Annotated in this window: 22 protein-coding genes and 3 pseudogenes; 22 read left to right on the plus strand and 3 right to left on the minus strand. The window is 68.0% G+C overall.

The window, feature by feature from the left end; all coding sequences use genetic code 11:
- Positions 1 to 5 precede the first annotated feature (5 nt).
- From AAG689_RS04195 to AAG689_RS04215, 5 genes are all read left to right on the plus strand, one after another.
- Entirely contained in the window at positions 6 to 227 is a 222-nt protein-coding gene (locus AAG689_RS04195) for a SlyX family protein (protein ID WP_020229750.1), read from the plus strand.
- Between the two features lie 3 nt (positions 228 to 230).
- Positions 231 to 494 carry a DUF1653 domain-containing protein gene (locus tag AAG689_RS04200; RefSeq protein WP_406624874.1) on the plus strand — a complete coding sequence of 88 codons (264 nt, stop codon included), beginning with the start codon at positions 231 to 233 and terminating at the stop codon, positions 492 to 494.
- Positions 495 to 558: 64 nt separating this feature from the next.
- Positions 559 to 1,557, plus strand: coding sequence for an aldo/keto reductase (locus AAG689_RS04205; protein WP_406624875.1), 999 nt, complete (start codon positions 559 to 561; stop codon positions 1,555 to 1,557).
- Positions 1,557 to 2,003 (plus strand): CopD family protein, encoded by a 447-nt coding sequence (locus tag AAG689_RS04210; protein ID WP_406624876.1) that lies wholly within the window; start codon positions 1,557 to 1,559, stop codon positions 2,001 to 2,003. Before AAG689_RS04205 ends, AAG689_RS04210 begins: the two co-directional genes overlap by 1 nt.
- Positions 2,004 to 2,047: 44 nt before the next feature.
- Positions 2,048 to 2,506 carry a DUF2721 domain-containing protein gene (locus AAG689_RS04215; RefSeq protein WP_020229746.1) on the plus strand — a complete coding sequence of 153 codons (459 nt, stop codon included), beginning with the start codon at positions 2,048 to 2,050 and terminating at the stop codon, positions 2,504 to 2,506.
- Here the strand turns inward: AAG689_RS04215 and ytfE are convergent, their stop codons facing one another.
- Positions 2,507 to 3,235, minus strand: coding sequence for an iron-sulfur cluster repair protein YtfE (gene ytfE, locus AAG689_RS04220; RefSeq protein ID WP_406624877.1), 729 nt, complete (start codon positions 3,233 to 3,235; stop codon positions 2,507 to 2,509).
- A 92-nt stretch (positions 3,236 to 3,327) separates the two neighbouring features.
- Here ytfE and AAG689_RS04225 point away from each other — a divergent pair, with 92 nt between their 5' ends.
- A complete protein-coding gene (locus AAG689_RS04225; RefSeq protein WP_406624878.1) occupies positions 3,328 to 3,810 on the plus strand; it encodes an RrF2 family transcriptional regulator in 483 nt (160 codons plus the stop codon).
- A gap of 82 nt (positions 3,811 to 3,892) precedes the next feature.
- Here AAG689_RS04225 and AAG689_RS04230 read toward each other — a convergent pair whose 3' ends face one another.
- Together AAG689_RS04230 and AAG689_RS04235 are read right to left on the minus strand one after the other, a co-directional pair.
- Entirely contained in the window at positions 3,893 to 5,413 is a 1,521-nt protein-coding gene (locus AAG689_RS04230; protein ID WP_406626287.1) for a diguanylate cyclase, read from the minus strand.
- Between the two features lie 104 nt (positions 5,414 to 5,517).
- On the minus strand, positions 5,518 to 6,492 hold the full coding sequence (locus tag AAG689_RS04235; RefSeq protein ID WP_406624879.1) for an NADPH:quinone oxidoreductase family protein: 975 nt from the start codon (positions 6,490 to 6,492) through the stop codon (positions 5,518 to 5,520).
- 138 nt (positions 6,493 to 6,630) lie between these two features.
- Here AAG689_RS04235 and surE point away from each other — a divergent pair, with 138 nt between their 5' ends.
- The 16 genes and pseudogenes from surE (at position 6,631) to hfq (ending at position 21,926) form a co-directional block, all read left to right on the plus strand.
- Positions 6,631 to 7,407, plus strand: coding sequence for a 5'/3'-nucleotidase SurE (gene surE / locus AAG689_RS04240; RefSeq protein WP_406624880.1), 777 nt, complete (start codon positions 6,631 to 6,633; stop codon positions 7,405 to 7,407).
- Positions 7,407 to 8,188: pseudogene (locus tag AAG689_RS04245) on the plus strand (protein-L-isoaspartate(D-aspartate) O-methyltransferase). The gene surE and the pseudogene AAG689_RS04245 overlap by 1 nt, the downstream one beginning before the upstream one ends.
- 11 nt (positions 8,189 to 8,199) lie before the next feature.
- Positions 8,200 to 9,105 carry a peptidoglycan DD-metalloendopeptidase family protein gene (locus tag AAG689_RS04250; protein WP_406624881.1) on the plus strand — a complete coding sequence of 302 codons (906 nt, stop codon included), beginning with the start codon at positions 8,200 to 8,202 and terminating at the stop codon, positions 9,103 to 9,105.
- A 9-nt stretch (positions 9,106 to 9,114) separates the two neighbouring features.
- Positions 9,115 to 10,112, plus strand: a pseudogene (locus AAG689_RS04255) (RluA family pseudouridine synthase).
- Positions 10,113 to 10,265: 153 nt separating this feature from the next.
- Entirely contained in the window at positions 10,266 to 10,961 is a 696-nt protein-coding gene (gene scpB / locus AAG689_RS04260; protein WP_406624882.1) for an SMC-Scp complex subunit ScpB, read from the plus strand.
- Positions 10,958 to 12,283: a pseudouridine synthase gene (locus AAG689_RS04265; RefSeq protein WP_406624883.1), complete on the plus strand. Its 1,326-nt coding sequence runs from the start codon at positions 10,958 to 10,960 to the stop codon at positions 12,281 to 12,283. The genes scpB and AAG689_RS04265 overlap by 4 nt, the downstream gene beginning before the upstream one ends.
- Before the next feature lie 92 nt (positions 12,284 to 12,375).
- Entirely contained in the window at positions 12,376 to 12,801 is a 426-nt protein-coding gene (ndk, locus tag AAG689_RS04270) for a nucleoside-diphosphate kinase (RefSeq protein ID WP_020229735.1), read from the plus strand.
- 75 nt (positions 12,802 to 12,876) lie between these two features.
- Positions 12,877 to 13,998 (plus strand): 23S rRNA (adenine(2503)-C(2))-methyltransferase RlmN, encoded by a 1,122-nt coding sequence (gene rlmN / locus AAG689_RS04275; RefSeq protein WP_406624884.1) that lies wholly within the window; start codon positions 12,877 to 12,879, stop codon positions 13,996 to 13,998.
- A 46-nt stretch (positions 13,999 to 14,044) separates the two neighbouring features.
- A pseudogene (gene pilW / locus AAG689_RS04280) lies at positions 14,045 to 14,856 on the plus strand (type IV pilus biogenesis/stability protein PilW).
- Complete coding sequence (locus AAG689_RS04285) at positions 14,849 to 15,736, plus strand: helix-turn-helix domain-containing protein (protein WP_406624885.1); 888 nt, start codon at positions 14,849 to 14,851, stop codon at positions 15,734 to 15,736. Before pilW ends, AAG689_RS04285 begins: the two are co-directional and overlap by 8 nt.
- Positions 15,737 to 17,029 (plus strand): flavodoxin-dependent (E)-4-hydroxy-3-methylbut-2-enyl-diphosphate synthase, encoded by a 1,293-nt coding sequence (ispG, locus tag AAG689_RS04290; RefSeq protein WP_406624886.1) that lies wholly within the window; start codon positions 15,737 to 15,739, stop codon positions 17,027 to 17,029.
- 72 nt (positions 17,030 to 17,101) lie between these two features.
- On the plus strand, positions 17,102 to 18,391 hold the full coding sequence (hisS, locus tag AAG689_RS04295; protein ID WP_406624887.1) for a histidine--tRNA ligase: 1,290 nt from the start codon (positions 17,102 to 17,104) through the stop codon (positions 18,389 to 18,391).
- Between the two features lie 13 nt (positions 18,392 to 18,404).
- Positions 18,405 to 19,082 carry a YfgM family protein gene (locus AAG689_RS04300; RefSeq protein ID WP_406624888.1) on the plus strand — a complete coding sequence of 226 codons (678 nt, stop codon included), beginning with the start codon at positions 18,405 to 18,407 and terminating at the stop codon, positions 19,080 to 19,082.
- 32 nt (positions 19,083 to 19,114) lie between these two features.
- On the plus strand, positions 19,115 to 20,227 hold the full coding sequence (gene bamB / locus AAG689_RS04305; protein ID WP_406626288.1) for an outer membrane protein assembly factor BamB: 1,113 nt from the start codon (positions 19,115 to 19,117) through the stop codon (positions 20,225 to 20,227).
- 11 nt (positions 20,228 to 20,238) lie between these two features.
- Entirely contained in the window at positions 20,239 to 21,579 is a 1,341-nt protein-coding gene (der, locus tag AAG689_RS04310) for a ribosome biogenesis GTPase Der (RefSeq protein WP_406624889.1), read from the plus strand.
- Positions 21,580 to 21,677: 98 nt separating this feature from the next.
- The gene (gene hfq, locus AAG689_RS04315; protein ID WP_024001903.1) at positions 21,678 to 21,926 is read left to right on the plus strand and encodes an RNA chaperone Hfq; all 249 of its coding nucleotides are present in this window, start codon (positions 21,678 to 21,680) and stop codon (positions 21,924 to 21,926) included.
- Positions 21,927 to 21,978 lie beyond the last annotated feature (52 nt).

The raw sequence follows: 21,978 nt of genomic DNA on the forward strand, positions 1-21,978 counted from the left end.
CCGCCATGCACGACGACACGCAAAACCCAGCCCAGCGCATCGAAGCGCTGGAGATCAAGGCCAGCTTCACGGAAGATCTGCTGGACCAACTCAACCTCACCATCTACCGGCAGCAACAGCAGATCGACCAGCTCGCGCGCGAGGTGGCGCAACTGCGCCAGCAGGTGCCCGAAGGCGGCGGCGCGACCGTGCGCAACCTGCGCGACGAGTTGCCTCCCCACTACTGATCCATGAACGACGACGACCTGCCTGCGCTGCCGCGCACGCCCCCTGGCCTGTACCGCCACCACAAGGGCATGCTCTACGAGGTGATCGACACCGTGCGCCACAGCGAGACGCTGGAGCCCATGACGCTGTACCGCGCGCTCTACGGCGAGCGCGGCCTGTGGGTGCGGCCCGCCGCGATGTTCGAGGAACAGGTGCTGGTGGACGGGGCGCTGCGCTCGCGTTTCGAGAAATGCCCGGGTGAATCCCCAGTGAAGGATTCAAGCTAAATCGGCCTTCAGCGCTTACTGGTCAAGCGCAAGCAGCTCATTATTTGATAGCGAAAGGTTTCCCATGCAATACCGCCGCCTCGGCAAGAGCAACCTGCAAGTCTCCAACCTGTGCCTGGGCACGATGATGTTCGGCGACCAGACCGGCGAGGCGGAGGCCGCCTCCATCGTCGCGCATGCGCGCGCGCACGGCGTGAACTACATCGACACGGCCGACGTGTACACCAAGGGCGCGTCCGAAACGATGCTGGGCACGCTGCTCGCGGACCAGCGCCACGACTGGGTGCTGGCGACCAAGCTGGGCAACAAGATGTCCGACCGCGTGAACGAGAGCCGCTATTCGCGCGCCTGGATGCTGCGCGAGGTGGAGGCGAGCCTGGCGCGCCTGCGCACCGACCACGTGGACATCCTCTACCTGCACCGCGACTACGAGGGCATGGATCTGGAGGAGCCGCTCTTCGCCATCGACGCGCTGCTGCGCGCGGGCAAGATCCGCTACTGGGGCCTGTCCAACTTCCGCGGCTGGCGCATCGCCGAGATGGTGCATGGCGCGCGCCGCATCGGCATGCCCGGCCCGGTGGTCTGCCAGCCGTACTACAACCTGCTCAACCGCATGCCCGAGGTCGAGATCCTGCCCGCCTGCATGCATTACGGCCTGGGCGTGACGCCCTACAGCCCCGTGGCGCGCGGCGTGCTCACCGGCAAGTACCTGCCGGGGCAGGCGCCCGCCGAGGGCTCGCGCGCCGCGCGTGGCGATAAGCGCATCACGGAGACCGAGTTCCGCGAGGAATCGCTCGCCATCGCCCAGCGCCTCAAGGGCCATGCCGAGGCGCGCGGAGTGACGCTTGCGCAGTTCGCCACCGCGTGGGTGCTGGCGCATCGCGCCGTCAGCGCCGTGATCGCCGGCCCGCGCACGCTGGCACAGTGGCAGGACTACCTGCCCGCGCTGGATTACACCGTCACGGCGGAGGATGAGGCGCTCATCGACAGCCTGGTCGCGCCCGGCCACCCCTCCACGCCCGGCTATACCGACCCGGCCTACCCGCTGGCGGGGCGCCGCTGATGTACCACGCCATCTTCGCCCTGCACGTGCTGGCCGCCACCGTGTGGACGGGCGGCCACCTCGTGCTCGCGCTCACTGTGCTGCCGCGCGCGCTGCGCCTGCGCGCGCCGCAGGTGCTGCTCGATTTCGAACGCAGCTACGAGCGGCTGGGCATGTCGGCACTGGCCGTCCAGGTCGCCACGGGCCTGTGGATGGCGCTGCAGCTCGTGCCGGACTGGACGCAGTGGTTCGCCCCCAACGCGCCGCTGGCGCGGGCCGTGGCGCTCAAGCTCATGCTGCTCGCGGCCACGGCGCTCGTCGCGCTGCATGCGCAGCTGCGCGTGATCCCCCGGCTGAGTGCGGCGACGCTGCCGCTCATGGCGTGGCATGTGGCTGCGGTCACGCTGCTGTCGGTGGGGTTCGTGCTGGCGGGCGTGGTGTTCCGCTACGGCGGGCTGGGGGCGTGACGGCGGGATAATCACGCGCTCCGTTCCCACCGTACGTGCTTTCCATGCCAGCCGTCCTTGACGCCAACGCCATCACCCATGGCATCCAACTCGCCGTCGCGCCCGTGTTCCTGCTCACGGCCGTCACCGGCATGATCGCGGCGGTGGCCGGGCGCCTTGCGCGCATCATCGACCGTGCGCGCATCGTGGAGGACCAGGCGCGGGCCAGCACCGACCCCGAACTGCTCGCGCGCTCCTATGCCGAGCTGGCCACGCTGCGCACGCGTGGGCGCATGACCAACGTGTGCATCGGGCTGCTCACGCTCTGCGCCTTCCTGATCGGGCTGACCATCATCCTGCTGTTCCTCGGCGAGATCATGGGACTGCAGGCCGTGCGCCTGGCAGTGGTGGGATTCCTGGCCGGGGTGCTCTCGTTCCTGCTGGCGCTGGTGCTCTTCCTGTCCGAGACCGTGATGGCCACGCGGCTGCTGGACTTCCACCTGCTGCAGCAGCCGCCGCGCTGATCACTGCCCCCCGCTGCAGCCGCAGCCACTGGCGCCGCCGCAGCTTTGCGAGGCGGCTTCGAATTGCGGGAACAGCACGTTGTTCTCGAGGTGGATGTGGTTGATCAGGTCGTCGCTGAGCTGGGCCAGCCCGGCGTACAGCGCGCGCCAGGTGTTGCACGCTTCGGGCGGCGGCGTGATGTCGTTGGTCAGCCGCGCCACTTCGGCCAGCGCCTCGCCGTGGTCGGTGTGCTCGCTGCGCATCATGCCGATGGGCTGCACCACGAAGGCGTTGCCGCCCGTGCGCAGCATGGGAAACAGCACGGCTTCTTCCTTGTGCATGTGCGACAGCAGTTCGCCGTGCATGGCCTCCAGCGTGTCGGCCAGGCCGTGCGGGGTGTTCGGGTTGCCGCGGTGCACGGCCTCCACGCGGCGGGCCATGCGGATCAGCTCGGGCAACTGGGCGCGGTGCACCTCGTGGTAGCGCGCCAGGATGTGGTCGATCAGCTCGGCGGGCGTGCCGGAGTCGGGCAGCGCGGTGGGGCGCTGCAGGGCGGAAAGCTCTTCCACCAGTGCCGGCAGGTCCAGTCCCTTCTCGCCGGCGGCCTGGCGCAGACTCACTTGGCCGCCGCAGCAGAAATCGAGCTTGAGGCGGCGGAACACGGCGGTGGCGCCGGGCAGTTGCACGGCGATCTGGCCGATGGCTTGGCCGGGATCGATGGCGGGTGCGGCGGAGACGACGGCGTTCATGTGGGGTGTCCTTTTAAAGGTTCATTTAGTGTGAATATTTTAATTCGATAAAATCCATTGCGTGTGAATCTTTGCGTTGGCGGGGCAATACCATGCGACTGACCCAGTGGACCGACTACACCTTGCGCGTGCTCATGTACTGCGCCGCCTGCCAGGAGCGGGAGCAACCCGTGACCATCAGCGAGGTGGCCGAGGCGCATGCCATCTCGCGCAGCCATTTGACGAAGATCGTGCAGCAGCTCGCGGCCGAGGGACTGCTGGACACCACCCGCGGGCGGGGCGGTGGCATGCGGCTCATGAAGTCCGCGTCCGAGATCAACCTGGGCACGGTGGTGCGCATGACCGAAACCGATTTCGACATGGTCGAATGCTTCAACGCGGACATGAACCAGTGCCGCATGAGCGGGCGCTGCCGCCTGCAGAGCGTGCTGGGGCAGGCCACGCAGGCCTATCTGGCCGTGCTCGACGGCCTGACGGTGGCGGACCTCGTGGACCCGTCCTTCGCGGGCGGCCGGGCCGCCAAGGCTGCCGCGCAGCCCCTGTCGTGGGTGCCGGGCCTGCCCGTGGCGGGCTGAAGAAAATACATATGAAAAAGGGCTCCAGCGCTTATCCAGCAAGCGCGAGAAGCTCTCTATTCGATAGTAAACGCCAGAAGCCCTAGGCCGCCACCACGCGGTTCTTGCCGGCGCGCTTGGCCAGGTACATGGCCTGGTCGGCGCGGCGCAGGGCGTCCGTGCTGCGCTCCTCGTCGTCGACCTGGGCCACGCCGGCGCTGAAGGTGATGAGCACGCGCTCCTGGTCTTGCAGGAAGTAGCGCGTCGTGAGCTCGCGCTGCAGGCGCTTCATGGCTTCCACGGCCTGGGCCACGCCGGTGTCGGGCAGCAGCAGCACGAATTCCTCCCCGCCGTAGCGCGCCAGCTGGTCCTGCGGGCGCATGACCTGGCGGGTGACGTCGGCCAGGTGCTTGAGGGCCGCGTCGCCACCCGTGTGGCCCAGCCGGTCGTTGATGGCCTTGAAGTCGTCCAGGTCCAGCAGGGCAACGCACAGCGGCGAGCCGTTGCGCCGGGCGCGCGCCACCTCGCGGTCGATGGCTTCGTCCAGCCCCTTGCGGTTGAGCGAGCCCGTCAGCGGGTCGTGCCGCGCCTGGGCGCTGGCGTGCTCGAGCTCCTCGCGCAGCTGGTCGATCTCGGCACGCTTGGCGTCGGTGCGTTCGCGCAGGTCGTGCAGTTCGCTGCGCACCATGCGGCTGTTGAGGGCCATGGCCCGCGTGGCGGCCATCACCTCCTCGAGCAGCGGCGTGAGTTCGTGCAGCTGGGTGGCCTGGCCGATGCGCTCGGCGCAGTTTTCCAGCTGCTCGTGGTAGGCGGTGCTGGATTCGTCCATCTGCGCCAGCCGGTCGATGAAGGTGGCCAGCAGCTCCTTCATCTGGCCTTGGGCCTGCACCGTGCGCTCGCGCGCCTCGGTCTGCCGGAAGATCACGTCCTTCAGGCGCCGCTGCACGTCGTCGAGCCGCCGCAGCGTGAGCGGCGGGGTGGCGGCGGCCTGCAGCGCCTCGGCCTGGCCCTGCAGCCAGCGGTCGTCTTCGCTCAGTGCGGCGATGTTCTCGAACACCATGTGCAGCAGCCGCAGCAGGCCGGCACGGATGGCCGCCTGGTCCTCGGCGGCGAAGGATAGGCGGTAGCCGAAGTTGTTCAGCAGCAGCTCCGCGGTGGACACGGGCGGCGCCGGCTGGCGCAGGAACTGCGTGAGCTGCGCGGCCATCTCGTGCACGCGGGCGTCGTCTTCGCCCAGGGCGGGCAGGGTGTTGTCCACGAGGCGCGCCAAGTGCTCCGCGAACTGGGCCGGCAGGTGGGTGCTTGCGGCCTCGGGTGCCGCGGCTGCGGCCACCGGTGCGAGTCCCAGGTTGGCGTAGCCCACCAGCACGTTCTGCAGCGCGGCCCAGTCCTGGGCCGCCACGGCGGATTCGAAATGGTCCAGCAGGCGCTTTTGCGCCGGGGTCTGCCCTGGCAGCACGCGCATGATCTGGCGCAGCGGCACTTCGGGAAAGAGTGCAGCGCCGGGATGGCCGGACACTTCGCTGTACAGCGTGTGGTAGTTGTCGGGCGTGGGGGCCAGCCGGCGCGTGGCCAACAGCTTGAGGGTTTCACGCGCGATTTCGGAAGGGGATTTGACGGCCATCTGCGGCGGCTGGCGAGGAGATACGGCCAAGTGTGACAGAGCGTTGCGGCCTTGGGTAGCGCGCGCCGCGCCGCATGGGCGCCGCGTTGCAACGCCACAGCGCGTCAGTTCACCAGCACCAGCTTGCCCTTGACAGCACGGGACGCCATGTGCGCATAGGCGCCGTGCAATTGCGACATGGGCATGGTGCGGTCGATCACGGGCTTGATCTTGCCCTGGGCATACCAGCGCACCAACTCGCCCATCATCGCGGCGTTGGCCTGCGGCTCGCGCTTGGCGAATTCGCCCCAGAACACGCCGACGATGGAGGCGCCCTTGAGCAGGGGCAGGTTCAGCGGCAGCGCGGGGATGGGCCCCGAGGCGAAGCCGATCACCAGGTAGCGCCCGCGCCAGGCGATGGAGCGGAAGGCGGGTTCGGCCAGGTCGCCGCCCACGGGGTCGTAGACCACGTCGGGGCCTTTGCCGTCCGAAAGGGCCTTGACGGCCTCGCGCAGGTTCTCGCTGGCATAGTTGATGACTGCGTCCGCGCCGACCTGCAGGCACAGGTCGCACTTCTCGTCGGTCGAGGCGGCGGCGATCACGCGTGCGCCGGCCGCCTTGGCGATCTGGATAGCAGCCGTGCCCACGCCGCCGGCCGCACCCAGCACCAGCACCGTCTCGCCCGCCTGCAGCCGGGCGCGGTCGATCAGCGCGTGGTACGACGTGGCGTAGGTCATGATGAAGGCCGCTGCATCCACGTGCGAGAAGTCTTCGGGCAGCGGGATGCACAGCTTTGCAGGGGCGATGGCGTGGGTGGCGAAACCGCCCGTGCCCGTCAGACAGGCCACGCCCTGGCCGGGGCGCAGGTGGCTCACGCCCTCGCCGACGGCCTGCACCACGCCCGCGTATTCCGAGCCGGGCACGAAGGGCAGCGGCGGCTTGATCTGGTACTTGTTCTGCACGATCAGCAGGTCGGGGAAATTGAGGCTGGCGGCGTGGATCTCGATCAGCACCTCGCCAGCCTTGGGCGTGGGCGTGGGCATCTCGGTCCAGGTCAGGGCCTCGGCTCCGGTGGGGTGGGTGCAAAGCCAGGCGTGCATGGAAGGGTCTCCTGTCGTGTCATGGAAATGGCTGGGGCGCATGATAGGGCGCGCGCCGCGGGGCGCTTTGTCCCTTGAGCGACGGCCCGCCTGCGCGGGCGGCGCACCTACAATGCGCCCCATCGCAGCACCGTGACCATGAAGATCCTCATTTCCAACGATGATGGCTACCAGGCGCCCGGTATCGTGGCGCTGCATGATGCCCTCAAGACCGTCGCCGACGTGGAGGTGGTCGCTCCCGAACACAACAACAGTGCCAAGTCCAACGCGCTGACCCTGCATTCCCCGCTGTACGTGCACCAGGCGCCCAACGGCTTCCGCTACGTGAACGGTACCCCGGCCGACTGCGTGCACATCGCGCTCACGGGCCTGCTGGGCTACCGGCCCGACCTCGTGGTCTCGGGCATCAACAACGGCGCCAACATGGGCGACGACACCATCTATTCCGGCACGGTGGGCGCCGCCATGGAGGGCTATCTCTTCGGCATTCCCGCCATCGCGTTCTCGCAGGTGGATAAGGGCTGGGGCGAGATCGAGTCCGCCGCGCGCAAGGCGCGCGAGATCGTCGAGCAGATGCAGGCGCACAAGCTGGTGGGCGAAGCGCCATGGCTGCTCAACGTGAACATCCCCAACATGCCCTGCGAGGCGCTGCGCCCGCTGCGGCTGTGCCGCCTGGGGCGGCGCCATGCCGCGCAGCGGGTGATCGAGCAGCAGAGCCCGCGCGGCGAGGTGATGTACTGGATCGGCGGCGCGGGCGAGGCCAAGGATGCCGCCGAGGGCACCGATTTCCATGCCACGGCGATGGGCCACGTGTCCATGACGCCCCTGAAGGTGGACCTGACCGACCACGACAGCCTGGGCTATTGGGCACAAACGGCCGCGCGGCTGGTGCCCCAGGCGGACAGGGTGCCGTGATGCAGCGCAGGCCCGGATTCCCGGCGCGCCTCGATGGCCGGCAAGGGCCGTCGGCGCCTGCGGCGGCGTCTCCGACGCGTGCCGGGCGAGGCGCCGCTGCGCCGGCTCCCGTGCCGCAGGGCCTGGGCCTCGATTCGGCCGCGGTGCGTGCGCGCATGGTGCAGCGGCTGGCGGCGTCGGGCATCACGGCGGCACCGGTGCTGCAGGCCATGGGCACCGTGGAGCGCCATCGTTTCGTCGATACCGCGCTGGTGAACCAGGCCTACGAAGACACGAGCCTGCCGATCGGCCTGGGGCAGACCATTTCCAAGCCCAGCGTGGTGGCGCGCATGACCGAACTGCTGCTGGGCGCCGAGTGCTCGCGGGCGGGCGGCGGGCTGGGGCGCGTGCTGGAAATCGGCACCGGCTGCGGCTACCAGGCCGCCGTGCTGGCCCGTCTGGCGCGCGAGGTGTATACCATCGAGCGGCTGCGTGGGTTGCATGAAAAGGCACGGGACTACCTGCGGCCGTTGCGCCTGGCGAATGTGCACCTGATCCTGGGCGACGGCATGCTGGGGTACGCCGCCGGGGCACCCTATGCGGGCATCATCTCAGCCGCCGGCGGCGAGAACCTGCCGCAGCAGTGGTGCGACCAATTGGCCATGGGCGGCCGCCTGGTGGCGCCCCTGGCAGGGGGGGCGGGCGGCAGGTGTTGCTCGTTGTTGACAAAACCCCGCAGGGTTTGAAGCAAAGCGTGCTCGAGGCCGTGCATTTCGTCCCTCTAAAATCAGGGATTGCCTGAAGGAATTGCTTATGTTCGTATCGCGTGGTCTTGTGGCTTGGGGTTGTGCAGTGCTGGTCGGCGGCTTGCTGGCGGGCTGCGGCACTCCGGTGAACAGGGCGCCGGTCGAGGACCGCGGCACCTATGCCGCGGGCAGCTCGGGCAGCCAGCCTGTGGCGGCGACCCCGGCCCCTGAAGTCAAACTCCTGCCGGGTGCGGAAAACGCCGGCAAGCCCGGCTACTACACCGTCAAGCCGGGGGATACACTGATTCGCATCGGCCTGGAGAGTGGGCAGAGCTGGAAAGACATCGCCCGCTGGAACAACCTGGAAAACGCCAACCTGATCGAGGTGGGACAGGTGCTGAGGGTGGTGCCGCCCGTCGCTGCGACGACCGCTACGGCCGTCGCTTCCGATACGGGCGTGGTCACCCGCCCGGTGGCGTCGGTTACCGTGGCCCCGGCATCGGCGGCCAGCACGCCCAAGCCTGCCGCCTCCGCGCCGGTTGCTGCTCCCGCACCTGTCGCGGCACCCGCCACGCCGGCCCCGGCCGTGGCGGCTTCTGGCGCGGACGACATCGGCTTCATCTGGCCCTCGTCGGGTAGCCTGATCGCCGGCTTCGACGAGGCGCGCAACAAGGGGTTCGACATTGGCGGCAAGGCGGGGGACCCCGTGCTGGCCGCTGCCGACGGCCGTGTCGTGTATGCGGGCGCGGGGCTGCGAGGCTATGGCAACCTGGTCATCCTCAAGCACAACAACACCTACCTAACGGCCTACGCCCACAACCAGACCCTGCTGGTCAAGGAAGACCAGAACGTGCGCCGGGGCCAGAAGATCGCGGAGATGGGCAGCACCGATGCCGACCGCGTGAAGCTGCACTTCGAGATCCGCCGCCAGGGCAAGCCGGTGGACCCCGCGCGCTACCTGCCTTCCCGCTAAGGCGCGCCCGTGGCCGAAGGCGGGCAGACCTGGTCCGAGGACGAAGAGGAACGCGATTTACCGGGTGCGGCAGAGACGGAGCTGCGCGCGCTGGTCGTGCCTGCGGAGCAGCACGGCGTTCGCCTGGACAAGGCGCTGGCCGACCTCGTTCCCGAGTTCTCGCGCAGCTATCTGCAGCAATTGCTTGCACAGGGGCTGGTGCGGCTCAACGGCCAGGTTGCGGCCAAGCCTGCGCTCAAGGCGAAGGCGGGGGATGGCATCGCCGTGGAGATGCGCCCCACGCAGCAAAGCCAGGCGTTCAAGCCCGAGACGCTGCCGCTGGACGTGGTGCACGAAGACGAACACCTGCTCGTGGTCAACAAGCCGGCGGGGCTGGTGGTGCACCCGGCGCCAGGCAATTGGAGCGGCACGCTGCTCAACGGCCTGCTCGGCTGGGACCCGCAGGCAATGCATGTCCCGCGCGCGGGCATCGTGCACCGCCTGGACAAGGACACCAGCGGCCTCATGGTGGTGGCGCGCAGCCGCGCAGCCATGGATGCCCTGGTGCGCATGATCGCGGCGCGCGAGGTCAGCCGCCAGTACCTCGCGCTCGGCTGGGGGGATGGTCGGGGCCGGCGCACCGCAGCGTGCAGGCGCCGATAGGCCGCGACCCGCGCAACCGCTTGCGCATGGCGGTGGTGGACCTGCATACCCACCCGGGCAAGGAGGCGCGCACAGATATCGACCTGCTGGATGACTCGCAGGAGGTGTGCCTGGTCCGATGCACGCTGCACACCGGCCGCACGCACCAGATCCGGGTGCACATGGCCTTGATCCGTCATCCGCTGGTGGCGGATGCCTTGTATGGCGGCAACGAGGGGGGCGGACTGCACCGCCAGGCGCTGCATGCCTTCCGCCTGGCGTTCACGCATCCGGTGACGGGCCGGGCGATGGAGTTCCGCGCACCCTTGCCCGGCGACATGCAGCAGGCGCTCGGTTCCTGGGGGCTGCGCTACAATCCGCAGTGACGGCTGTTCTGCCGTGGGCGCCTGGCGGCACTTCATGCCGGCGCTGATGACAAGGTGCGATGCCGTTCGCTGCATTCCGCGCCGCAAGATGCTCTCCAATCCCTGGCATGTGCCCGTCTCGGCGCGCGGCACCTTACCCGGAACTGCTGGACCATGAATACGGTGGATGCCAAACGGGTTCTAGAAACCGCGTTGATCTGTGCCCCGCAGCCCGTCTCGATCCGCGAACTGCGAACCCTGTTCGATGACGCGCTGGGATCGGATACGGTCAAGACGCTGCTGCTCGAGCTTCAGCAGGACTGGGCATTGCGCGGGGTGGAACTGGTGCAGGTGGCCACGGGCTGGCGTTTTCAGAGCCGGCCCGAGATGCGGGAGTACCTGGACCGGCTGCATCCGGAAAAGCCGCCGCGCTATACCCGCGCAGCGCTGGAGACCCTTGCCATCATCGCCTACCGCCAGCCCGTGACGCGCGGGGACATCGAAGACATACGGGGTGTCACGGTCAACAGCCTGATCATCAAGCAACTGGAGGACCGCGGCTGGGTCGAAGTGATCGGACACCGCGAGACGGTGGGCCGCCCGGCGCTGTTTGCCACGACGCGGCAGTTCCTGGACGACCTGGGGCTGCAATCGCTGGACCAGTTGCCCACGCTGGAAGACCCTGGTGTGCAGGCCAGCATGTTCGAGGCTTTGGGCGCGCCGCCCGAGGAGGGGGCGCAACAGCAGGAGCCGCCGTTGGAAACAGCGGAAGAAGGCGGCTCCACGAATGACGAGGGCGCGCCGCCTGATGAGGCAGGCGCGCATGATGACGACGGCACCCAGGTGGGTGCCGCAGGAAATGAACCATGAACGATTCCAACGACGTTCCGGCCGCCGGGCCGGGGAGCGATGCGCCGAAGGCGCGCAGGCCGCGCACGCGCAAGCCCGCCAAGACACAGGACGCGGCACCGCAGGCTGTGGACACTGCCGCTGAGGGTGCTCCCATGGGAGAGCCTGCGTCCCAGGAGGGCCATGCCCTGGAAGCCGAGGCCAAGCCAGCCCAGCGTACGGGAGACGCTTCGCGCGACGATGGCTACCGTTTCGACGACGTGGTGTCCGGCCGGCTGGATGAAGACGACGCCGACGCCAAGCTGGCGCCGCCCAAGCGCGTGCTGCAGCCGCAGGTCGAAACACCCAAGCTGCACAAGGTGCTGGCGCAGGCCGGCATGGGCTCGCGCCTGGAGATGGAGCAGCTCATCCTGGAGGGGCGCATCTCCGTGAACAACGAGCCGGCCCATATCGGACAGCGCGTGCAGTATGGCGACCAGATCAAGGTCAACGGCAAGCCCATCCGCTTCCGTATCGCGCCGCCTCCGGTGCGGGTGCTGGCCTACCACAAGCCGGTGGGCGAAGTCGTCACGCACGACGATCCGCAGAACCGTCCCACGGTGTTCCGCAAGCTGCCGCGGCTGACGCAGGGCAAATGGCAGTCCGTGGGGCGTCTGGACCTGAACACCGAAGGGCTGTTGCTGTTCACCAGCTCCGGCGAGCTGGCCAACAAGCTGATGCATCCGCGCTTCGGCCTGGAACGCGAATATGCCGTGCGGGTGCTGGGCGCCCTGAGCAGTGAAGAGAAACAGCGGCTGCTCGACGGCGTGGCGCTGGAGGATGGCGTAGCCTCCTTTGGCTCCATCGAGGAGGGCGGTGGCGAAGGCGTCAACTGCTGGTACCGGGTTACGATTTCCGAGGGGCGCAACCGTGAGGTGCGGCGCATGTTCGAATCGGTGGGGCATGCCGTGAGCCGCCTGATCCGCATCCGCTACGGCGCCATGATGCTGCCGCGCGGCCTCAAGCGCGGGGCCTGGCTGGAACTGGACGAGCGCGACATCCGCGCCTTGATGCAGGCCGTGGGCATCGCACCCGCCGGCCCTGGCAAGGGCGGGGCGCCAGGCCGTGGTCCCGGGCCGAAGAATGACCGCCGGGGCGGCGGCGCCCGCAACCGCATGGATACGGGCCCTGCGGCCGGGGGCGGCCGCGGCAAGCCCGCCGCCCAGCGCGGGGGCCGTTCGTCGGGGCCGTCGCAGCCGGACCCCATGAGGACCTCGGTCGGCTATATCGGCGCAGACAGCTTTTCCCGGCAGCGCACGCAGCAGCGCCAGCGCAATGGCGGACCACGCCGCGGCGGCCGGTAGGGGATTGGCGAAAAGCTAAAATCCCATGTTTTGCCTGCCGGGCCTGCCTGCCGGGTGAAAAAACACCGCAATACCTACAGAGGAAAATCAACATGGCTATCGAACGCACCCTTTCCATCATCAAGCCCGACGCCGTCGCCAAGAACGTGATCGGCCAGATCTACGCCCGTTTCGAGGCCGCCGGCCTGAAGATCGCCGCCGCCCGCATGGCCCATCTCTCGCGCGCCGAAGCCGAGCAGTTCTACGCCGTGCACAAGGAGCGTCCCTTCTTCAAGGACCTGGTGGACTTCATGATCTCCGGCCCGGTGATGATCCAGGTGCTGGAAGGCGAGAACGCCATCCTGAAGAACCGCGAACTCATGGGCGCTACCGACCCCAAGAAGGCCGCTCCCGGTACCATCCGCGCCGACTTCGCGGACAGCATCGATGCCAACGCCGTGCACGGCTCCGACGCCGCAGAGACCGCACAGGTCGAAGTGGCCTTCTTCTTCCCCGCCCTGAACGTCTACGCACGCTGATGCAGTGGTTCCAGGCGCAAGGCCGGCGGCCCGGCACCTGGAACGCACGGATGGGGGTGAATGACCGATAGCGCCATGACCACGAACCTTCTGGACTTCGACCTGGATGGGATGGCCGCTTTTTGCGAGCGGCTGGGGGAAAAGCGCTTTCGGGCCACCCAGTTGTTCCGCTGGGTCCATCAGCGCGGAGCGAGCAGCTTCGACCAGATGAGCGACCTGGCCAAGTCCTTGCGCGAGAAGCTCAAGGGCTGCGCCCATGTGACGGGCCTGCCCGTGATCAGCGAGCATGTGTCTGCCGACGGCACCATCAAGTGGCTGTTCGACGTGGGAGGCGGCAACGCGGTGGAGACCGTCTTCATCCCCGAGGACGACCGGGGTACCCTGTGCATTTCTTCGCAGGCAGGGTGCGCCGTGGGATGTCGCTTCTGCTCGACGGGGCACCAGGGCTTCAGCCGCAATCTCACCACCGGCGAAATCATCGCCCAGCTCTGGTATGCCGAGCACGCGCTGCGCCAGCGCCAGGGCCATGGCGAGCGCGTGATCTCCAATGTCGTGATGATGGGCATGGGCGAGCCGCTGCAGAACTACTCGGCCCTGGTGCCTGCGTTGCGCATCATGCTCGACGACCATGGCTATGGCCTTTCGCGGCGCCGCGTGACGGTGTCCACCTCCGGCGTGGTGCCCATGATGGACCGCCTGGCGCAGGATTGCCCCGTGGCGCTGGCTGTCTCCCTGCATGCGTCCAACGACGCCCTGCGTGATTCGCTGGTGCCGCTGAACCGCAAATATCCCCTGGAGGAACTGCTGGCGGCGTGCCGGCGCTACCTCGACCATGCGCCGCGCGACTTCATCACGTTCGAATACTGCATGCTGGACGGAGTCAACGACCAGCCCGAGCATGCGGCCCAGTTGATCGCCCTCGTGGACCCGAAGACGGCGCACGGGGTTTCCTGCAAGTTCAACCTGATTCCCTTCAACCCGTTTCCCGCGTCGGGCCTGCGCCGCTCTTCCGTGGCGCGCGTGTCGGCTTTCGCCAAGATACTGAGCGACGCGGGTATCGTGACTACGGTGCGCAAGACGCGCGGCGACGACATCGATGCGGCGTGCGGCCAGTTGGCCGGGGACGTGAAGGACCGGACGAAGGTGTCGGAGCGCATGGCCAAGCTCCGGACCATCGAGCTCAAGCCCATCACCTGACGGTGTGCTTTTCATCGAGGGGAGACTATTCATGACGGCGTGGGGAATGAGACGGGGCGGCCGATGCCTGTGGGCCGCGAGTGCGTTCATGGCCGGCATGCTGCTGCTGGGCTGCGCCCACCAGGCCGGTGGCCTCGATGCAGGCGCATCGTCGGCAAGCAGCACGGGCGCTTCGGACGAGACCGACGCGCGCAGGCGTGCGCGGATCCGGCTGGAACTGGCGGCCAACTACCTGCAGATGGGGCAGACCAGCGTGGCTCTGGAAGAAATCCGCCAGGCCCTGACCGCCGATCCTTCGTATGGCGATGCCTACCATCTGCGCGGCCTGGCGTACCTGGGAATGGGCGACCTCTCCCAGGCCGAGGACAATCTGAAGCGCGCCCACGCCATGAAGCCGGCCGATCCGGACATCCTGCACAACTATGGCTGGCTGCAGTGCCAGAAACAGCAGTACGAGCAGGCCAACCAGTGGTTCGAGCGCGCCCTGGCCACGCCGGGCTACGCGGCCCGCGGCAAGACCTACCTGTCGCAGGGGCTGTGCTACCAGCGCTCGGACGGGCCGCCGAGGCGGAGCAGGCGCTGCTCCATGCCTACGAGATCGATCCGGGCAACCCCGTGGCAGGCTACCACCTCGCTTCGGTCATCTTCGCGCGCGGCGACGCCAAGCGCGCGCAGTTCTACATCCGCCGCGTCAACAACGGCGAGTTTTCCAATGCCGGGTCCTTGTGGCTCGGCATCAAAGTGGAGCGGGCATTGCGGGAGTTCGTAGCGATGCGCCAGCTGGGTGACCAACTGCGCAAGCGCTTCCCGCAGTCCAAAGAGGCTCTTGCATTCGAGAGAGGGGCATTCGATGAATGAGCCGGTCGGGGCGCAGGCAGAGGCCGCCGCACACCTGTCTGCGGGCCAATTGCTGACACAGATGCGGGAGGCGGCAGGCGTCCATATCGCTGCCTTGGCGGTCACGCTGAAGGTGCCGGTGAGCAAGCTGGAAGCCTTGGAGGCGGACCGCCATGACGTGTTTTCCGACGCGGTCTTCATGCGGGCCCTTGCATCCAGCGTGTGCCGCACGCTGAAGGTCGATGCGGCGCCCGTGCTGGCGCTGTTGCCGCAGAGCGAGCCCACGCGGCTGAAGGCGGACAAGGGAATCAACGCATCCTTCAAGGACGAAGGCGTGCGGCTCGGGCGCGGCAGCATGGAAGCGCCCAAGCCGCGCTTGATGAGCATTGCCGTGGTGCTGCTGCTGGCGGCGGCCATGGCCATCGCGCTCCTGCCGCGGGGCGCAGACGATGCCCCGGCGGCGAGCGCCGCGCCGCAGCAGGCGCAGGCAGAGCCTGCCGTCGCCGAGGCGCAGCCCCTGGCATTGGCTGCCTCTGCTGCCGTTCAACCCATGGAGCCTCCGGCTGCGCCGCAGGTCGGCGCTCCCGCCGCAGAGCCGCAGGTGGCAGCATCGGAGCCGGCGGCAGCTCCCGCTGCGGCTGCCAGCGCGGCTGCGCCGCAGACCGACGGGGCGCTGGTCATCCGTGCCCGCGAGTCCTCGTGGATACAGATCCGCAGCGCTTCCGGGGCCGTGCTGGCCCAGAAGACGCTGGAGGCAGGGGAGAGTATTGCCGCGACGGGGACGCCCCCCTGGTCGGTGGTGATCGGCAGGGCGGATGCCACGGACGTGATCGTGCGTGGCAAGCCCATGGATCTCAGTACCGTCGCGCGTGAGAACGTGGCGCGTTTCGAGGTGAAGTAAATGACTGGCTCCAGTACGGCCATGCCCATCGCCATGGCGGCTCCGCTGCCGCGCCGCTCCCGGCAGGCGAAGATCGCCTGGGGCGAGCGCGTCGTTACCGTGGGCGGCGACGCGCCGGTGCGCGTGCAGTCCATGACCAACACGGATACGGTGGATGCCATCGGCACGGCCATCCAGATCAAGGAGCTGGCGCAGGCCGGCTCCGAGCTGGTGCGCATCACGGTGAACACGCCCGAGGCGGCCGCGGCCGTGCCCTACATCCGCGAGCAACTCGACCGCATGGGCGAGACGGTGCCCCTGGTGGGTGACTTCCACTACAACGGCCACCGCCTGCTGACGGAATTCCCCGACTGCGCGCAGGCGCTGTCCAAGTACCGCATCAACCCCGGCAACGTCGGCAAAGGCGACAAGCGCGACAAGCAGTTCGGCCAGATGATCGATGCTGCCATGCGCTGGGACAAGGCCGTGCGCATCGGCGTCAACTGGGGCAGCCTGGACCAGGAACTGCTCGCCGGGCTGATGGACGCCAACAGCAAGCGCGCCCAGCCCTGGGATGCGCGCCAGGTCATGTACGAGGCGCTCATCACCTCCGCCATCGAATCCGCGCGGCGCGCGGAGCAGATGGGGCTCAAGGGCGACCAGATCATCTTGTCGTGCAAGGTGAGCGGCGTGCAGGACCTCATCGCGGTCTACCGCGAACTCGCGCGCCGTTGCGACTACGCGCTGCACCTGGGGCTGACGGAGGCGGGCATGGGCACCAAGGGGGTCGTGGCCTCCACGACGGCCCTGTCCATCCTGCTGCAGGAGGGCATCGGCGACACCATCCGCGTATCGCTCACGCCCCAGCCCGGGGAGGCGCGCACGCAGGAGGTGGTGGTCGCCTCCGAGATCCTGCAGGCCCTGGGCCTGCGCGTGTTCGTGCCCAGCGTGACGGCCTGCCCCGGCTGCGGGCGCACCACCAGCACCACGTTCCAGGAACTCGCCAAGCAGATCGACGACTACCTGCGCGCGCAGATGCCCGTGTGGCGCGTGCGCTATCCGGGTGTCGAGAAGATCAAGGTGGCCGTCATGGGCTGCATCGTCAACGGCCCGGGCGAGAGCAAGCATGCCGACATCGGCATCAGCCTGCCGGGCACGGGCGAGGCGCCCGCGGCCCCCGTGTTCATCGACGGCGAGAAGGCCCTGACCCTGCGCGGCGACAACATCGCCCGGGAGTTCCAGGACATCGTCGACGGCTACATCGCCCGGCGCTTCGGCGGCGCGGCGCCCGTGGCCGATGCGATTCAAAAATAATAGCTGCTCGCGCTTGCTGGATAAGCGCTAGAAGCCAATTCGACTCATATTTTCCAAGTTCCACAGGATAAGATGCAGAAGCTGGTTGCCATCAAGGGCATGAACGACATCCTCCCGCCGGACTCCGCGCGCTGGGAGTGGCTGGAGGGCACGGTGCGCTCGCTCATGGCGCGCTATGCGTACCGCAACATCCGTACCCCCATCGTGGAGCCCACGCCCCTGTTCGTGCGCGGGCTGGGCGAGGTGACCGACATCGTCGAGAAGGAGATGTATTCCTTCGAGGACCGCCTCAACGGCGAGCAGCTGACGCTGCGCCCCGAGGCCACGGCGGGTGTCGTGCGGGCCGTGGTCGAGCATTCCATGCTCTACGACGGCGGCAAGCGCCTCTACTACATGGGCCCCATGTTCCGCCACGAGCGGCCGCAGCGCGGGCGCTACCGGCAGTTCCACCAGATCGGCGCGGAGGCCCTGGGCTTTCCCGGTGCCGAGGCGGATGCGGAAATCATCCTGCTGGCGCAGGCGCTGTGGGCCGAACTCGGCTTGCAGAACGTGCGCCTGGAGCTCAACAGCCTGGGCCAGCCCGACGAGCGCAAGGCGCACCGCGCCGCGCTGATCGCGCATTTCGAGCGCCACCAGGACGCGCTGGACGAGGACGCGCGCAGGCGTCTGCACAGCAACCCCCTGCGCATCCTGGACACCAAGAACCCGGCGATGCAGGACATCGTCGAGGCGGCGCCCAAGCTGATCGACTTCCTCGGCGCCGAGTCGCTGCGGCACTTCGACACCGTCAAGGCCATCCTGGATGCCAACGGCGTGGCCTGGAGCCTCAACCCCAGGCTGGTGCGCGGCATGGACTACTACAACCTCACGGTCTTCGAGTTCGTGACGGACCAGCTGGGCTCGCAGGGCACGATCTGCGGCGGCGGTCGCTACGACTACCTGATCGAGCAGGTGGGCGGCAAACCGGCGCCGGCGGTGGGCTGGGCGCTGGGCGTGGAGCGGGTGCTGGAGCTGCTCAAGGAGCAGGAAGTGCCTTCGCCCGCGGTGGCGCCCGACGCCTATGCCATCGTTCCCGACGCTGCATCCCTGCCGGCGGTGATGGCCGCGCTGCAGCGCCTGCGCGCCCAGGGCGTGTCCGTGCAGATGCACAGTCCGGCGGCAGGCACTGAAGGCATGGGCAGCATGAAGTCGCAGTTCAAGAAAGCCGATGCCAGCGGCAGCCGGCATGCGCTGATCTTCGGTCCCGACGAACTGGCGCGCGGCAGCGTGACCGTCAAGCCGCTACGCCAGGAGGGCGAGCAGTTGGAACGCCTGCTGGCCGATATTCCCGCCTGGGCGGGCACCCTACAATCCCTGCGCTGAACGGAACCGCAACATGGCAAATCACTTCGACCTCCAGGAACAAGAACAACTCGACCAGATCAAGCATTTCTGGAACACCTGGGGCACGCTCATCACTTGGGTGCTGATCGTCATCATGGGCGGCTTGGCCGCCTGGAACGGTTACCAGTTCTGGCAGGGACGCCAGGCGCAGCAGGCCGCGGCGCTAGCGGAAGCCGTGGAAGCGGCGGCCCAGTCTGGTGACCTGGTGCGTGTGGAGCAGGCCTTCGGCGACCTGAAGTCGGGCTATGCCGGCACGGCCCAGGCGGGGCAGGCGGGTCTGGTGGCCGCGAAGGCCCTGGCCGACGCAGGCAAGTGGGATGCCGCGAAGCCCGTGCTGGCCTGGGTGGCCGAGAAGGCCGCCGACGAGGGCTACAGGGCGCTGGGCAAGCTGCGCCTGGCCGGAGTCCTGGTAGAGGAAAAGGCCTATGACGATGCGCTGGCCCAGCTGTCGGGCAGCTTCCCGGTCGAGTTCGCCGCCATGGTGGCGGACCGCAAGGGCGATGTGTTCGCCCTTCAGGACAAGAAGCCGGAAGCCGTCGTGGAATACCGCCGCGCCTACCAGGCGCTGGATGAGCGGGCGGAGTACCGCCTCCTGGTGGAAGCCAAATTGAACGCCCTGGGCGCGCGCGTGGATGCCGCGGCCGCGGCACAGCCTGGGAGCGCTGCGTGAGACACGTTTTTCAAACCGCGCGGCCGCTGGCCATGGCCGTCGCATTGACGGCGCTGGTGGGCATCGGTGGCTGCTCGCTGTGGGGCGGCTCTTCCAAGCCCAAGCCCAAGGAACTGGGCCCCAACGTGCCCGTGCTGCCTGTGCGGCAGGCCTGGACGGCCAAAGTCGGCTCGCTGTCGGGTGTGCAGGTGGACGTGCACGTCCTGGGCAGCACCATCACCCTGGCATCCGCCGGCGGCGAGGTGGCGGCGCTGGATGCCCGCACCGGTGGCGACATCTGGCGGGCGCGCCTGAACACTCCCCTGGCATCGGGCGTGGGCAGCGATGGCCGGTGGACTGCGGTGACGACCCAAAGCGGCCAGGTCGTCGTGCTCGACGGCGGGCGGGAAATCTGGCGCAAGCCGCTGCCTGCGCAGGCCTACACTGCTCCCCTGGTGGCCGGCAACCGCGTGTTCGTGCTGGCGGCCGACCGGTCGCTTTCCGCCTTCGATGCGGCCACGGGGTACCGGCTCTGGACCCAGCAGCGCCCCGGCGAGCCCCTGATCCTGCGCCAGGGCGGCGTCCTGATGGCGGTGGGCGACACGCTGGTCGCCGGGCTGTCGGGCCGCCTGGTGGGCTTCAATCCGGACAACGGTGTCGTGCGGTGGGAAGCACCGCTGGCCAGTCCGCGGGGCACCAACGATGTCGAGCGGCTCGTGGAAATCGTGGGCCCGACCAGCCGTGTCGGCGACAGCATCTGTGCGCGGGCCTTCCAGGCCACGGTGGGCTGCGTCAACGCGGCGCGCGGCGCGGTGGCCTGGACGCAGCCGGCCAACGGCAGCGAGGGCATCCATGGCGACGACACCCTGCTGTTCGGCACGGAAAGCAACGGCACCGTCATCGCGTGGCGCCGGGCCGATGGCTCGCGCGCCTGGTCGTCGGAGCGGCTGCAGTACCGTGATCTGACCGCACCCTTGCTGCTGGGGCGTTCTGTCGTGATCGGCGACAGCACCGGGCTGGTCCACCTGCTGTCCCGCGAGGATGCAGCGCCCTTGAACCGCCTGACGACGGATGGCTCTGCCATCGCGGCCACGCCCGTGGTGGCGGGGGATACCCTCGTGGTCGTGACGCGCAATGGCGGCGTCTACGGCTTCCGTCCTGACTGATTGGAACGGGAATGAAGCCAGTCATCGCTCTGGTGGGGCGGCCCAATGTGGGCAAATCCACCCTGTTCAACCGCCTGACCAAGTCGCGCGATGCCATCGTGGCCGACTTCGCCGGCCTCACCCGTGATCGCCACTACGGCAACGGCAGGCTGGGCAAGCACGAATACATCGTCATCGACACCGGAGGCTTCGAGCCCGATGCCTCCAGCGGCATCTACCGCGAGATGGCCAAGCAGACGCAGCAGGCCGTGGCCGAGGCGGACGTGGTGGTCTTCGTGGTGGACGTACGCGCGGGCGTTTCCGCGCAGGACCACGACATCGCCAACTACCTGCGCCGCCTGGGCAAGCCCTGCGTGCTGGTGGGCAACAAGGCGGAGGGCATGCAGGACAGTGCGTTGCTGGCCGAGTTCTATGAACTGGGGCTGGGAGAGGTGCATCCTGTCTCTGCGGCGCACGGGCAGGGCATCCGCAGCCTCGTGGAAATGGCGCTGGAACCACTGGCGCTTCCGGAAGAGGACGCAGCGGACGAGGCCGAGAAGAATGTGATCCGCCTGGCCGTGGCGGGGCGGCCCAACGTGGGCAAATCCACGCTGATCAACACCTGGCTGGGCGAGGAGCGTCTGGTCGCGTTCGACATGCCGGGCACCACGCGCGATGCGATCTCGGTGCCCTTCGAGCGGCACGGGCAGAAGTTCGAGCTGATCGACACGGCCGGCTTGCGCCGCAAAGGCAAGGTGTTCGAGGCGATCGAGAAGTTCTCCGTCGTCAAGACCCTGCAGGCGATCGAATCCGCCAACGTGGTGCTGCTGCTGCTGGATGCCACGCAAGGTGTGACGGACCAGGACGCCCACATCGCGGGCTACATCCTGGAGAGCGGCCGCGCCGTGGTGATCGCCGTCAACAAGTGGGATGCCGTGGACGAATATGGGCGCCAGCAGTTGGAGCGCTCGATCGAGTCGCGGCTGTCGTTCCTCAAGTTCGCTTCCCTGCATTTCATCTCGGCCAAGAAGCGCCAGGGCATCGGGCCGCTGTGGGCGTCCATCGTGCAGGCCTACAAGGCCGCTATCTGCAAGATGCCCACGCCAGTGCTGACGCGGCTGCTGCTGGAGTCGGTCCAGTTCCAGAGCCCCCAGCGCTCGGGCATGTTCCGCCCCAAGCTGCGCTATGCCCACCAGGGCGGCATGAACCCGCCGGTCATCGTGATCCATGGCAACTCGCTGGAGCACGTCACCGATGCCTACAAGCGCTTCCTGGAAGGGCGTTTCCGCAAGGAATTCGATCTGGTGGGAACGCCGTTGCGCATCGAAATGAAGACGTCGAAGAACCCTTACGCGGACAAGAACGATTCCTGATCCTCAGCAGGGCGGTTTCTAGTCCCTGAACGGCGCAGGGCACTTGGGCTGTGGTAAGGTGCTGGTTTACAACAACATTCTTGAACACGGAGAATATCGTGAGCAATAAAGGCCAACTTCTTCAAGATCCGTTCCTGAACGCGCTGCGCCGCGAGCATGTCCCGGTGTCCATCTACCTGGTGAACGGCATCAAGCTCCAAGGCCAGATCGAATCTTTCGACCAGTATGTCGTGCTGCTGCGCAATACCGTGACGCAGATGGTCTACAAGCACGCCATCTCCACCATCGTGCCGGGCAGGGCCGTCAATTTCTCCACCGCCGAACCGAGTGACGGCGACGGCCAGTAAGCCCTTGCCTTTTTGCCTGAGGCTGCGCCGGGAGCGCCTGCGCGCTTCGTAT

The sequence above is a fragment of the Acidovorax sp. SDU_ACID1 genome (assembly GCF_045291395.1).
GTDB lineage: Bacteria > Pseudomonadota > Gammaproteobacteria > Burkholderiales > Burkholderiaceae_C > MR-S7.